Origin of the sequence: Bacillus sp. OTU2372, assembly GCF_038440275.1 — a bacterium.
Taxonomy (GTDB): domain Bacteria; phylum Bacillota; class Bacilli; order Bacillales; family Cytobacillaceae; genus Neobacillus; species Neobacillus bataviensis_B.
In genome coordinates, this window is the sequence record NZ_JASATK010000026.1 from 21,051 (window position 1) to 35,038 (window position 13,988).

Below are 13,988 nucleotides of genomic sequence, written 5' to 3' on the forward strand. Positions count from 1 at the left end.
TATGAACACTTATCATGTATTTCAATTTTTCTATTTATTTTATAAAATTTCTACAATATTTAATGGAGATTGTTGTGAATCACCATATCTTTAAAAATAAAAAAGGGATTCCCCCCTAAAAGGAGATAATCCCTTCTGCCGTCATTTGTTCTTAGCCGCAATAACTGCTATCCCTTCTTTTCCTGGTAAATTAACCCTTACCTTTCCTTTTGCTCTCTCAAGCACTGTTTCACGCGTCATTTTCCAAATATCTATTACTTCGATTGAATACTCTTCACCGTTTTCAGGCAGCTCTATTTCAGTGAAGCAGCGACATTCCCTTCCCAAATATTTGATCATGTATTTGTCATCATGTCTTCCGGAAAAGACCGTGGAAAAACCGTTCATAAACTCATTTAATTCAACTGGGTCAAGACTAAAAAGAGCTTTTACAAATGGCTCCATCTCCACAGAATCAAGTTTTTCCTTTATACTAGGATCATTAGGATTTACATCAAACGTAGCTTTGTCTGGCTGTATGTCCCCTTCAAGTTCAGACATAATATTCTTTAGAAAAGCAATTCGGTTTACACTATCCCCGTGTAGTTCTCCACCCTTTGCCCACCAAAGAACTTCATCATCCCTATGAAACGTTTCTCCATGAGTACAGTATCCACCAAGTACCATAACAGTCCAAAATCTGTGAACCATATCAAAGCCTGATATATTGCCCCAACCTTGATCAATATTTCCTTCATATTTGCACTCATCAATCATAACAGGCTTTTTATATTGATCTCTGAACATTTTAGTTTTTTGTACACTATTTATTTGAATAGAGCAGTGGGTAATCCATGGTTTCGATGCATCGTAGACTTTTAGGCCGTTATGGTTGGATAACAAATGGTGATAAGGATCTTCACTACTAATAAACTTGCCAAAGGATTCCCAGTCTTCTTCATTCTTATTAAAAACCAAATCATACTCATTTGCTAAACTCCACCAAATGTTTCTGAAGGCTGCCAGCCTCCTTACACAATAATCAAGATAAGTTAGATCATCCTCTCTGCCTAGGTCCGCAAATCCCCATCTGTCATATGGGTGGAACAAAATTAAATCTGCCTCAATACCTATATTGGAAAGTGCTGATAATTGACTCTCCAAATGTTTCCAAAATTCAACGTTTGGCTGATTAACATCCCACTTTCCTTCTCCATTTTTTTCGAAAGGAAAAAACTCAGGTTCATTCGTGTTATACGTATAACTTTTTGGAAATACGCACATACGAACCTTATTAAATGGGCTTTTGGAGAGTGTTTCAATTGTCTTTTCAATAAGCTGCCTTGGTTGATGAATCCAAGCATATAACGTGGTTCCGAAGGGAATATATCTTGTACCATCGGCATATTGAAAATTCATACCATTCACAACAACAGGCCCATGATTATTTCCCGTTTCTCTTATACATTCAAATTCACCAGATTCATAAATCTCTTCTTCCGCTTTTAGACTTAACTCATAATGCCATATACCTACTTCATCAGGCATAAATCTAATTAGATATTCACCATTTCCATTGTAGAATCCGTTAATTTTAACCGTTTTATCATCTTTTCTGAATGTTCCAGTAAAATCCACCTTAACGTTTGATTTAGATGGTTCCGTGCCTCTAACGCTTCCCTCAAATATATTATATTTTTCTATTTGTCTCATATAATGCTCTCCTCTCTATTTTTGACTCTTTTGTGGTTTTTGTGGACCTTTCCCCTTTGTCTTTACTACATTTTCATATACTATTTTTCCATAATACAACTTGTCATGTATTTCAACATTTCTATTTAATTTATAAAATTTCTACTATATTTATTGAAGTTTGTTGTGAATCATAAATCTTAAAAAATATAAAGGGATTCCCCCTAAATGGAGAAAAACCCTTCTTTAAATAGAATAAAGTACAATGTTCATATTCTATCTATTAATTGCTTTATTATATTTGGATCGCCTTTAGCGCAATATATGGCTTAGAGGGAAGATTAATAGTTGAACCACCTGTAAATTCTCCTTCTAAATGCGATATGGTCATCTCCCATGTATCAATAACTTCTATTTTGTACCTCTCGTTTTCCGAAAATGGCAATACTTTAGAAGAAGGTCTACTATCACCAAAATAGGCAAGTAAATACTCCTCCCCTATTTTCCCTGCAAAAACGGTCCATTCAAAATTAAACGGCTTTAACCCTTTTACTGGTCCATCTTCGATGATAGATCGCAAGAAGGCAATTCGGCTTGGACTCTCGCCATAAAGCTTACCTCCATGGGACCACCAAATAATTTCATTAGGATTCATAAATGTCTCACCATGTGTAACATAACCGCCTTGGGAAACACCTTCCCAAAAACATTGAACCATTCTTTCAGCAGTGAGATTTCCCCATCCATGATTAAAATTTCCCTCATATCGACATTCATCAAAAATGATAGGCTTCTCATATAACTCTAGTAAATCCATAACCATGGAAGTATCAGGATGCTGAATGCTTGCATGTGTTACCCACGGCTTACTATGATCATACCAATGCGTATTACTGCGATTGTCTGGACGATGCCAATTATGAATCGATCTTAAGTGCTGTGATGGATCTTCTTTTTGAATTAATTTAAACAGATCATCCCATTCAGCCATCGGACGACTTTCAATGAGATCATATTCATTCGCTAATGACCACCAAATATTTCGAAAAGAAGCCAAACGAGCTATTAAATAAGAAAGGTAACGCTGGTCTACCTCTATTCCCATATTTTTAAATCCCCATCTGTCATATGGATGAAATAAAATTAAATCGACTTCAATATTTAACTCTTCTAACCTTGCTATTTGCTCTTCCAGATTATCGAAAAAACAGGTATCAAAACGGCTAAAATCAAACCCCTCTTCTAATGAACCGACAAAAGGAAACAAACCTGGTTCTTGAAGATTAAAATCATAGTGTTTTGGAAATACACACATACGAATTTTATTAAATGGACCACTTTTTAAACTATCATAGGTTTGCTCCTGAATCTCTTCTTTCTGATAGTTCCATACATATGCAGTTGTTCCAAACGGATAGTAGGGTTTACCATCTGAATAGGAAAAATGCGTTTTACCAGAAACAATTACAGGACCATGATTGTCCTCTCCAGCTTTAATACATTGGAATTTACCCTTTAAATGATTTAAGGTTTCTAAATTACTCTCCGTTTGAAAAGACCACTCTCCAATTTGATCAGGCATATAACGAATGGTAAATTGACCCTCACCAGCATAAAAGCCTTTAACCTCAACTTCACGATTTGCATTCTTAAAAATGGCTTTAAACGATACATCTATGAAAGGATTTCCTTTATTAGTTCCTTCCCAACCTGCTTCAAACTGTCCCCATTGCTTAACATATTGGTCTTCCATTTCATAACTCCAATCTAGTTTGGTAATTGAAATTAAATCATTTTGATCTCCCAATTTTTATATTGTTCTAGGCCAACAAAATCTACCTTCCAACCTTGTGGTACATCCAAGCTTACAACAAACGTTTTTCTTCTAATAGATGTAAAGTCAAGATGCTGTTGTGCCACCATCAATCACTAATTCCGTACCCGTAACAAAAGATGATTCCTCTGATGCTAAGTACAATACGCCGAATGCAATATCTTCAGGGGTTCCAAACCGAGGAAGAGGCGTCTTTTCCTCAAATTTTTGCTTCAACACATTATGATAGAGTATGCCTTCGGTCATAGGAGTAATAATTAGTCCTGGATAAATTGAATTTACACGGATTTTATCCTTTGCATAATCCACTGCTGCAGCTCTAGAAATGGAGCGTATACCTCCTTTTGATGCTGTATAACCGTTAAAACCGCCACCAACAAGTCCGGCAAGGGAAGCGATGTTTACAATAGAGCCACCATCTTGTTTCATTATGGGAATGACTTGCTTCATACCCAAATAGCTCCCTGTTAAATTGATGTTTATCAGGCGCTTCCATTCTTCCGTAGTATCTAATTGGCTGCTAATGCCAGCACTATTTACAAGAACGTTAATTGTGCCGAACGTGCCAACTGCTTTTTGTACTGTAGCAATCCATTCTTCTTCATCAGATACATTAAGTTTAATACCTATTGCTTCACCCTGAAAAGCTTCGATCTCTGCAAGTGTAGTATTCAAGGTGTCTGTTTGAATGTCCGTCAATACAACTTTGGCTCCTTCTTTTGCCAAAAGAATTGCACTAGCTTTACCTATGCCGCTACCGGCTCCAGTTACTAGGGCAACCTTCCCTTTCATTCGATCCATCTTTCATATCCCCTTTCTATCATCTTAAACTCCCTTTAAGGACTTATGAAAATATCTCTACGTGTCTATGAATCCAAATCTATTATTAAACTTCTTTATTTTGCGTAAAATTTTCTATTCTTACCGTCAATATATAAATCTGATGCAACTCTAAAGCTGTCCTTTAGCCTGATATCAATAGAAGAGCTTCCAATTAGCACATCTATGTCACCAGCCTCAATTTTCCACTTCATGTCCCGATCAAGAAACGCCATTTGACTTGGCTCTACCTGGAAAGAAACGGTTTGCTTTTCTCCTGGCTCTAGTTCAATACGTTTAAATCCTGCTAATTCCAAGACTGGTCTAGTCATGCTGGCATAACGGTCCTTAAAATAAAGCTGAACTACTTCTGTTCCCTGCGTTTCACCTGTATTTTCTAAATCAAAAGTAATGGTGATTACACCGTTTGGTTCTATTTCCGTACTACTTAATCTCAAATTGGAATACTCAAAACTGGTATAAGAAAGTCCATGCCCGAAGAAATATCTAGGTGTATGAGGCATATCCACATAATCGGAAAAACCTATGCTTTCTCCCTGATGGTAACTGGAGCCATTCGGATGATTGTAATAAATAGGTACCTGTCCAGCGGAACGTGCCACAGATATTGGAAGCTTCCCGCTTGGATTATAGTTACCAAGTAAAACATCCGTAATCGCTTCTGCACCTTTCTCTGCAGGATTCCATGCCTCTAGAATGGCATTTGCATACTTGTCTGCTGCATCACTCGAGATGGGGCGGCCATTAAAATGTACGGCTACTACCTTTTTGTGCAATTCAGATAATTTTTCTAAAAAGGTTTCCTGACAGATTGGGAGATTAATATCCGTTGCATCAATACCTTCTCCCATAGAGGCAATAGAGCTGGTGCCATGTTTGCCACCCAATGTAACGATAACCAAATCGGCATCACGGGCTATTCTTAAAGCCTCTTCATGACCAGACATATCATTTCCTGCCACTGGATATCCAAACGAATAAGCAATTTCAGTCTGAGGCAGACTTTCCAGTAATTGCACGAGTAAATTCTTGATTCCTGGCTTTTGTTTCTGTAATAGTGCCTCAAAAGCTGGATCATCATCCACCTGTATAGGGGTTCCAGGGATGGTCTTCATCACAGATTTCTTCTCGTCTGCCTTTGTTTCTAGACCAGCCATAGTAGAAATGGCAGCTAACAGTCCTTCCGCCATACTAAAATGAGTATAGCCTCCAAAGAAAATTCGAGCGTCTGAAGCATGGCATCCGATTACAGCAATTTTTTTCACATTCTTTTGAATAGGCAAAATACCATCATTTTTTAAAAGCACTAGTGATTCTCTGGCTGATTGCAGCGTAACGTCCTCATCTTTGGAGCAATGAAAAGCCTTTGTCAGCTCTTCACCAGATAAGGCATAAGGGTTCTCAAAAAGCCCCATTCTAAATTTAGTAGCTAAAATACGCCTTACAGCTGTGTTCAAAATATCAATATCTGCTTTCCCAGTTTCAAACCATTCCGCTAACTCGTCATTAAAGCATTTCTTAATCATTAGCTCCATATCCATACCAGCGCTTAATGCACGAAGTCCTGCTTCCGTATAACTTTCACATACCTTCTGAACCCCATGAATATTCATAATCGCACAATAATCTGATACAGTGATTCCATCAAAGCCCATATCGTCCCGCAAGATTCCTGTCAATATTTCTTTGGAAGCGGACACCGGTTCTCCATTGATAGAATTATAAGAAGGCATGATTCCTCTTAAATTTGCTTCTATAATTGCTGCCTGGAAGGGCTTCCCATAGATTTCTCGTAAAGGTCTTGCCGGCATATCAACATGAGTCCCGTGTATTCCACCATCAGAAGCATGAAAGCCCAGAAAATGCTTTGCGACACTTTCAGAACGTCGATGGCCCGTTTTTTCTAATTGAATACCTTTCGTATAGGCAACGCCCATTGCCGCTGCTAAAGTAGGATCCTCACCATAGGTCTCTCCTTGTCTACCCATTCTTGAATCTCTGGATATATCTAATACCGGTGCAAAGACTTGTGTGATACCAACCGCGCGCTCCTGCCTGCCAACAATTTTCCCGATTTCTTTCTCTAATTCAGGATCCCAAGAAGAGGCTCTTCCAATCCCTGAAGGAAAGCTGGTAGCCCCTTGTACATACGCACCACAAAGACCTTCCATATGAAAAATGGCCGGAATACGATGTTCACTTAGCGACATGACTTTTTCCTGTATTTCACGCTGGAACCTTGCAGCATCTTCAAGTGTGTCTAGCGACCTCATCTCAAGAGTACTAACCTGCCCCACTCCATGTTTATACTTTTCTTCTAAGTATTCATAATCCGATAGTTTTATAGGGAAGTAACAAACAATCTGCCCCATTTTTTCATCAATACTCATTCTCTGCAACAAATCATCTGCACGTTCTTCAGCTGAGAGTGAAGAATCCATATATTTTATACTCGTTTTCTTCATCATTTTTCTCCTTGCATACTGGTTATTTAGCGAAATCTATTAATAATTTATAAGTTGTATCTCGAGAATCTTCCATTATATTGATAAGTGTATTCATTGAAAAAAAAGTGCTGCTGTGCAGTTAATTATTCCATCAGCCTTTCAGCAGCACCTTCTCATATTTACGATTATTTTCTACTACTTCAAAAATCACATTTATTTACGAACAAGGGTTAAACCGGTCATATTTTCCACTTCCAGATTAAATCCTCCCGGTATTTCAACACTGTAAAAGATAGTGTTATCTTCTTTCCACCATTTAACACTTAGAAAGCCGTTGTTTATCGGTACTCTCCCTTCACACCAATCCAAGTCTGATGCTTCAAACCTCAGGGAAATAAATTTATTTAACACATCAATATCGCTAATACCTAATCCATTTTTATATAGCCAGTACACAATATGTGATCCAAATCCATGATTGCAGCTTGCAGAATCATCAGCATGCTCCCAAATAGTTCCAGTTTGATTTACCATATAAGTCAAGTAATCGCTGGATTCATCTACCAATTGTTTCCCTAGCCCATTTCGTGAGAGTAAATCCAACCTTAAATAGTTTCCAATAAATGCATTTGCCGGATCTACATCGGGATGAGCTCCTGTTGCCTTTCTTTTAGGTCCAAACTCAATCAACAATGTATTCCATAAATGTTTATGTGTTTCCGGTGTAGCAACCTCAAAGAAAAAGGCGTAGTATTGACATACTTCTGATTTGTTTTTTGTAACTCTTAGGTCACCATTTTCACGCACTGCATTATCTACAAAAAATGTTCCATTATAAGATTGCTTTCTAATTTCCTCTTTTAATCTGTAAGAATGTTCAAGCAACTCATTCATATTATAAATTCTTCCCGCAGCAGCCAAAGCTCCTGCATAAAGCATATTGCTGGGATAATTGACATCCTGGACATAGTCATTTGCCTTAGACCACTCAACAAACACCCAGCCATCAAGTTTTTCAAGAAGTCCATATTCATTTTCAAAAGCTTTAAAATACTCAAACAGCCTTAATACTTTTGGCTTAAATTTCTCGACAAGCTCTGTATCTCCGCTTCTTTTCAGATATTCTTCAAGCTGCACTACAAACCAGAGTGACCAATTTGGGATAAAATCCCCATATTGTGATTTTAAATAGGTCACGATTCCAATAGCATCCGCAGGATAACACATCGGCAACATGTTCTCAGGTAATTTATCAAACTTATCTGCCAAGAGGTAGTTTTCAAAAAAGAGTCTTTCTACCTTGGTATTACCTGATAAATCAAAAGCTGCTCTTGCAGTAAAGAAGCTGTCACACAGGTATCCGGCCCTCTCACGGGATGGACAGTCCATAAAAATATCCACTGAGTTTTGCCGCAACGTTTCTCTACCAGCTTCAAAAAGAGGGCTTAATTTCGTATCACTACATGAAAAAGATGCTTTAAATACATCGGGGTTTGTATATTCTCTTAGATAAATATTGCTAATCTGACAGGAACCTTCAAATACCATTACTTTTAAATATCTTAAAGTGTAGGCTTCAAAAGCCTCCAGGTTGTATGTTCCCGTTTCAAGTTCATATACAATAAAGGGATTTATTCCTGCACGTTTGAAGTCTACATCTCCATCAGTAAGTTTTTCATCAAATATAAAGATAATTTTAGTCTTTTCTTTAGCTATTACTTTGGCACCGATAAAGCCTGTTAAATTGGTACCGAAATCAAAGGTTCTGTATGAACCTTTATGTAACTCAGTTGTAGAGTCACTGGTGAGAAAACTGTCGCTTTTGAGTTTTTGACAGTACTTAACCTTTTGTAGGTCAATGGCTGGATCCTCTTCGAATTCATTTATGGTATATCCCTTTTTAACTCGGCCAACCATATCAGTAAAAAACGCTACCCATGATGCTTCTGTTGTTTCATCTTCTTCAAAAATACCCTTTTCAACTTCTTTAACTGGCATTCTCAAAGCAAACTCTGGATATTCAACCACACGAGGCAAAAATGTTTTTTCGGGTACTACTTGACATTCAACAGCCTTTAAATCATAATCCTGTTTTGTTCTCCAATCTGCATACTGAGAATCAAGCTTATAATATTCAACAAACGATCCTCTTAGAAAGCTGTTGAAAGGAACCTTTTGCACCCGTTCATTGCATAATCTTGCTTCAAACAAAACACCCTTACCTTGAGTTGAAGCAATTACTACATCTCCACACAACAGCTCGGCCTGGAGAAATTCAGGTTGTTCCATAATATAATAATTTTCTACATTATAAGCAGCAACTTCTATTGAAATTATATTTATACCTTTAGCTAGCTTCTCGGAAATATCGAGTTCATCTACCCGGAAGTAACCTTTTGCTGCTCTTGCAGGTCCATAACCTGCAAACTGTCCATTAATAAAAAACCTATATATGGTAGAGACTGCTATTTTTAGTTTGCATGTTTCAAAACTTTGCATGTCAATAACTGCTCTAAATTCTAAAGTATAATTCATTTGCCCCATTAATTCCTGAGGCCAAATAGGTTTGGCCGACTTAAAGAAATTGGCCTTTTTTTCAATGTAGGTTTTCATTTAATATCCTCCTTTAACTATTTATTGTTCGAAAAAGTTATGGTCTTGTTGTGATTTGACGGTTAATCATAATCTTCCACTTTCCATTCATCTATCCAGTCTATATATGCCATCTCACCATCAAATCTTACAGGTAGCCATACATAATCTGATACAGAGGTATCAACATCTAAATCTAGGCCATATTCTTGTCTTTCTGCATCCTGTTTATTTTGATTTTGATTTCCTTTCATTTTAAACAGACTCAACATTTTTCTTTTTCCACAATCCTCACTTGATACTTTTCTAAAACAACTTCACCAGACAATTGTTCTCCAGTGACCATATCTTTAACAGCAGATTCAAGCACGACGGTTTGGTCTTCCTCCGTAAAGTTCATTATGAAAATATAGTCACACTCAGGGGATTGTCTCACTTGTACAGATACTCCCTTACCGTGCTTAACGGAAGCAGCAGGTTTAATCGCTAATTCGTTTATTAGCCCCGAATAGAATTTACGATGGAAATCATCCTCTAACCGGGCGCCAATATAATAGGTTTTTCCCTTCTGAAATACGTTGCTTGTAACAGCCGGTGTATTCGCGTAAAAATCCTGCACATAATGGGCTTCTGTTTTAGCTGCATTTAATTGAATAACTGTTGCATAATCTTTTAACTCATACGATTTACCATTGAAATGGACTGCATTGCGATCATTTGGATACAGCGTATCGGTTTCAACAGGAATCATTCCAAAAATCTCTTGAAGGTCTTTGTGCCAGCCCCCTAAATACGTTAAATCATGTTCATTAACAATTCCGCTTATGTAGGTCATGACTAACGTACCGCCCCTGGCTACATATTTCTTCAAGCGTGAAATCGTTTCTTCGCTTACTAAGTAGAGCATTGGCACAATTAATAATTTATACGAGGTGAAATCCTGGTCTTTGGTAATGACGTCGACAGGAATATCCATTTCCCAAAAAGTTCGGTAATGTGTCTGCAAGGTTTGCGGGTACCGTTTCGTCTTTATACCAAAGCCTGATGCATCGTTAAGGGCCCAATTGCTTTCCCAATCATAAAGAATAGCAACGTCTGAAGGGCGATTTGTTCCCACTACATCAGAAATCTTTTCCAAGATTCCCCCCAACTTTGCAACCTCTTGGAACACACGGTTATCCAAGCTATTATCATGGTCAACAACCGCACCATGGAATTTTTCCGCAGAACCTCGTGACTTGCGCCATTGGAAGTACATGACGCTGTCCGAGCCATGTGCCACCATTTGCATGGAGGAAAGCAGATGCATTCCTGGTCGTTTTGCTTTATTCACTTGATGCCAGTTTACAAGACTCGGAGTAGATTCCATTAAAATAAACGGCTGCTGTTTAAGACTGCGATACAAGTCATCTATGAATCCTACTCTCATTGCCAAGTCAGCTGTACTCTCCCAATTATTGTGCCAAGCAGGGTAGGCATCCCAGCTGATCACATCAAGATGTTTCGCAAACTTGCTATAATCAAGAGCTTGGAACGGAATGAGTTCATGTGTATCCGCCATGAAATTCGTCGAAACTGGAATTTCAGGTGTAACTTCCTTTATGGGGATAATTTCATTTTCAAAGAAATCAATCGTCTGATCGGTTACAAATCTGCGCCAGTCAAGGTTTAATCCGTTTACCGTATTTTCTCCAATTGGAGAAGGAGATTCGATTTGTGACCAATCTGTAACAGTGTGGCTCCAAAATGGACCCCACCAAGCATGATTCAAGGATTTAAGGTCAGGATATTTCTCTTTTAACCAGTTTCTGAAGGCTTCCTGACATAGATGACAATGGCATTCGCCGCCATATTCGTTTGAGATATGCCACATTAACAAAGCAGGATGCTGACCGTATCTTTCAGCTAACAGGCGGTTGATCTTCTGAGTTTTTTCACGATAAATCGGTGAAGTAAAACAATGATTATGTCTTGCGCCATGCAGATGCTTCACTCTTGCTGAATTAACTCGCAGTACTTCAGGGTATTTTTGAGACATCCAAGCAGGACGAGCCCCACTTGGTGTGGCTAAAATCACTCGTCCGCCGATACCGTAGATATCATCAAAAATTTTATCTAACCACTCAAAGTTATACACTCCTTCTTCCGGCTCTAATGCAGCCCAGGCAAAAATGCCAACAGAAAAAGTATTCGTATGGGCAAACTTCATCAATTTGATGTCATCCGCTAATATATCAGTTCTATCTAGCCATTGATCAGGATTGTAGTCTCCCCCATGAAGCATAAAATTAGCTTTAGTAGTATATGTTCTATGAAACTTTGTCATCGTCTCACCCAATCCATCATTTATTTGTACCTTTTTCAAAAAAGTTCTTTCAACCTTTTGGCAAGTTCGTCGTCGGAAAGTGGATTGCGTTGTGTGTTTTCCAAATAAATATACTTCTCCGTTTCGGGCATCAGATTTTAACGCAAAAAGAAATCAGGACTATCACCGTGAATACGCAGAAACCGCCTTAGTGTGTGTATTATTATGGACCGTACTCTTGATATTCGTGAGCCAATCCCCCCGGTAAAAGCGATCCCACTTCCCATGCTCGGAATCCCTCAAAACGTCAAGTCCCATCTGATAACACCACATCGACTCAGAAGCAAAGACGAAAGCTTGCGGGTAACGCTGTTCGCGATACTCTCTGTACAACCGGCACAGCCAGTAAAAACCATTCCCAGCCAGACAAATGAAGGGCCCCATGGAAACGTAACTCTATGAATATAATTTCAAAGGAATAGAATTCTTTATTATTTAATTGTTTTCGAGTATGTCCAATTGAGTAAGTCTTGGATTTGGTTTGATCTTATCAACTCCGATCGACTCTGGTTGACGGTTATTCATAATCTTCCACTTTCCATTCATCTATCCAGTCTATATATGCCATCTCACCATCAAATCTTACAGGTAGCCATACATAATCTGATACGGAGGTATCAACATCTAAATCTAGGCCATATTCTTGTCTTTCTGAATCCTGTTTTTTTTGAGATTCTCCCGGTATAACAGTATCTCTTTCCGGGCCAAATAATAATTTAAATCTCTCTTTAACTGTTCGATACCTATTACCATTATAAAAATCTTCTCCGATTATCTCCGGAAGCTTTGGAAGCCATCTATCCGCCAATGCAATATACAAATCTTTTTTAAATGGATGTTTAAATACAGAGGTGATCTGTGAATTAAATGAAGTGCAGGTAGGATCCTCTGTATGCGGATTCCCCAAAATCTCCCATGGACCATGAAAAGTTTTGGCACGAGCGACCTCCGATGGGTTTGGATGATATCCTGTTGTGCCGGATGTGAACAAGTAGTGTAGTCCATTCCTATTAAAGTAGGCTGGTGCCTCACGAACATATGGAGGTTGGATATTTGGAAAATGAGTAGAATAATAACCTGTTACATCCGTGAAATCTTCTGTTAAATCGGCACATACAAGTTCACTATGAACTCTTTCAAAATAGTAGTAAGCCTTTCCATCTGGCGCCAAGACCAAATCAAAATCACCGGCACTCATATTTAATGGACGGAGACCACTTTTCACCATGGTATATGGTCCTAAAATATGGTCACTAATCAAAACCGTTGATTCCTGTGTTCCTTCTTTTTTCATAATCTTCAGCCAACATACAAACTTACCTGTTTTTTCATTAAAAATAATATGTGGTCTATCCATGAATTGAGAAGGATGCAGGGGAGAGTTCTCATCTTCTTCATTAGGAGGAATGATGATTCCTTTGTCTTCCCAGTTATACAAATCTTTTGATGCATAGCATTTAACTCCCCAATGCCAAATTCCATTTCCGGCCTTTGTGTTTTCTTTATTTTCACCATACCAATAAAAAGTATCTCCTACAGTTATAATGGATCCCCCATGCGCCTGAATGCGCTTTCCCTCGGTATCTAGCCAAATTTGTCCTGGTCTGATTGAATTATATTTCATTTTATACTCACTTCTCTCTTTCTATCTTTTCCTAGATTTTCACATAAAACTAGTTATCTTTATTCCAATAAATTTGGTTATGTTATAAAAATTCTAGTCTATATTAATTGGAGGCTGCCCCTTAGACGGAGAATAAAATAGAGTCTTCAGGGTCCTCAATATCTCATAAATAAATGTATAAATTAGAAAGCATTTATTCCCCAATCACTACATTTTCCGAAGATCTTCTTCTTAATTCGGCAGGTGAAAACCCCTCCATTTACACTCTACTAACATTTATTGGGTGTTTTTCTATCTAATAATTTCTAGAGTGAATTATCTTAAAAAGATTTATACTACTGCCACATTTCTTCGTTGATCATTTAAAAGCTGAATAAATCCTGTAAGCATTTCTTCCGTAAATGCACCCTGGCTAAAATTCACAATGGCTCGTAAAGGCATTTAATTGAATTGTTCAAAATGTACGATTTCTATTTGTATTTCTCAGCACCTCAAATACTATATTGTTAAATCACACTTATTTATTTTTCATTTGTTCTAGTATTTTTTAATAGGTTGTCCAGCAAATTACCAGAAAAACCACTGGCTTATTGGCATACGTAGTGTCAGGCATAA

At 37.9% G+C, this 13,988-nt stretch carries 8 protein-coding genes; all 8 read right to left on the reverse strand.

Translation table 11 applies throughout. The features are described from left to right. Nucleotides 1–141: 141 nt before the first annotated feature. Complete coding sequence (locus AAHB15_RS25450) at nucleotides 142–1,692, reverse strand: DUF5060 domain-containing protein (protein WP_342043601.1); 1,551 nt, start codon at nucleotides 1,690–1,692, stop codon at nucleotides 142–144. Nucleotides 1,693–1,966: 274 nt separating this feature from the next. Continuing rightward, nucleotides 1,967–3,424, reverse strand: a complete 1,458-nt coding sequence (locus tag AAHB15_RS25455; protein ID WP_342043602.1) for a DUF5605 domain-containing protein — start codon at nucleotides 3,422–3,424, stop codon at nucleotides 1,967–1,969. 147 nt (nucleotides 3,425–3,571) lie between these two features. After that, entirely contained in the window at nucleotides 3,572–4,306 is a 735-nt protein-coding gene (locus tag AAHB15_RS25460; RefSeq protein WP_335470172.1) for an SDR family NAD(P)-dependent oxidoreductase, read from the reverse strand. A gap of 95 nt (nucleotides 4,307–4,401) precedes the next feature. After that, nucleotides 4,402–6,813 carry a glycoside hydrolase family 3 N-terminal domain-containing protein gene (locus tag AAHB15_RS25465; protein ID WP_342043603.1) on the reverse strand — a complete coding sequence of 804 codons (2,412 nt, stop codon included), beginning with the start codon at nucleotides 6,811–6,813 and terminating at the stop codon, nucleotides 4,402–4,404. Nucleotides 6,814–7,005: 192 nt separating this feature from the next. Then, complete coding sequence (locus AAHB15_RS25470) at nucleotides 7,006–9,405, reverse strand: alpha-L-rhamnosidase-related protein (protein ID WP_335572435.1); 2,400 nt, start codon at nucleotides 9,403–9,405, stop codon at nucleotides 7,006–7,008. Between the two features lie 62 nt (nucleotides 9,406–9,467). Then, a complete protein-coding gene (locus tag AAHB15_RS25475; RefSeq protein ID WP_335572436.1) occupies nucleotides 9,468–9,638 on the reverse strand; it encodes a hypothetical protein in 171 nt (56 codons plus the stop codon). Between the two features lie 11 nt (nucleotides 9,639–9,649). After that, nucleotides 9,650–11,710, reverse strand: coding sequence for a beta-galactosidase (locus AAHB15_RS25480; protein WP_342043604.1), 2,061 nt, complete (start codon nucleotides 11,708–11,710; stop codon nucleotides 9,650–9,652). A 556-nt stretch (nucleotides 11,711–12,266) separates the two neighbouring features. Continuing rightward, nucleotides 12,267–13,373, reverse strand: a complete 1,107-nt coding sequence (locus AAHB15_RS25485) for a family 43 glycosylhydrolase (protein WP_342043605.1) — start codon at nucleotides 13,371–13,373, stop codon at nucleotides 12,267–12,269. Between the last annotated feature and the right edge of the window lie 615 nt (nucleotides 13,374–13,988).

What these genes read in the sequence shown, in the direction of transcription:
- AAHB15_RS25475 (WP_335572436.1), bottom strand. Translation starts at nt 9,638, where the DNA reads ATGAAAGGAAATCAAAATCAAAATAAACAGGATGCAGAAAGACAAGAA.
- AAHB15_RS25480 (WP_342043604.1), bottom strand. Translation starts at nt 11,710, where the DNA reads ATGACAAAGTTTCATAGAACATATACTACTAAAGCTAATTTTATGCTT.
- AAHB15_RS25450 (WP_342043601.1), bottom strand. Translation starts at nt 1,692, where the DNA reads ATGAGACAAATAGAAAAATATAATATATTTGAGGGAAGCGTTAGAGGC.
- AAHB15_RS25485 (WP_342043605.1), bottom strand. Translation starts at nt 13,373, where the DNA reads ATGAAATATAATTCAATCAGACCAGGACAAATTTGGCTAGATACCGAG.
- AAHB15_RS25455 (WP_342043602.1), bottom strand. Translation starts at nt 3,424, where the DNA reads ATGGAAGACCAATATGTTAAGCAATGGGGACAGTTTGAAGCAGGTTGG.
- AAHB15_RS25460 (WP_335470172.1), bottom strand. Translation starts at nt 4,306, where the DNA reads ATGGATCGAATGAAAGGGAAGGTTGCCCTAGTAACTGGAGCCGGTAGC.
- AAHB15_RS25465 (WP_342043603.1), bottom strand. Translation starts at nt 6,813, where the DNA reads ATGATGAAGAAAACGAGTATAAAATATATGGATTCTTCACTCTCAGCT.
- AAHB15_RS25470 (WP_335572435.1), bottom strand. Translation starts at nt 9,405, where the DNA reads ATGAAAACCTACATTGAAAAAAAGGCCAATTTCTTTAAGTCGGCCAAA.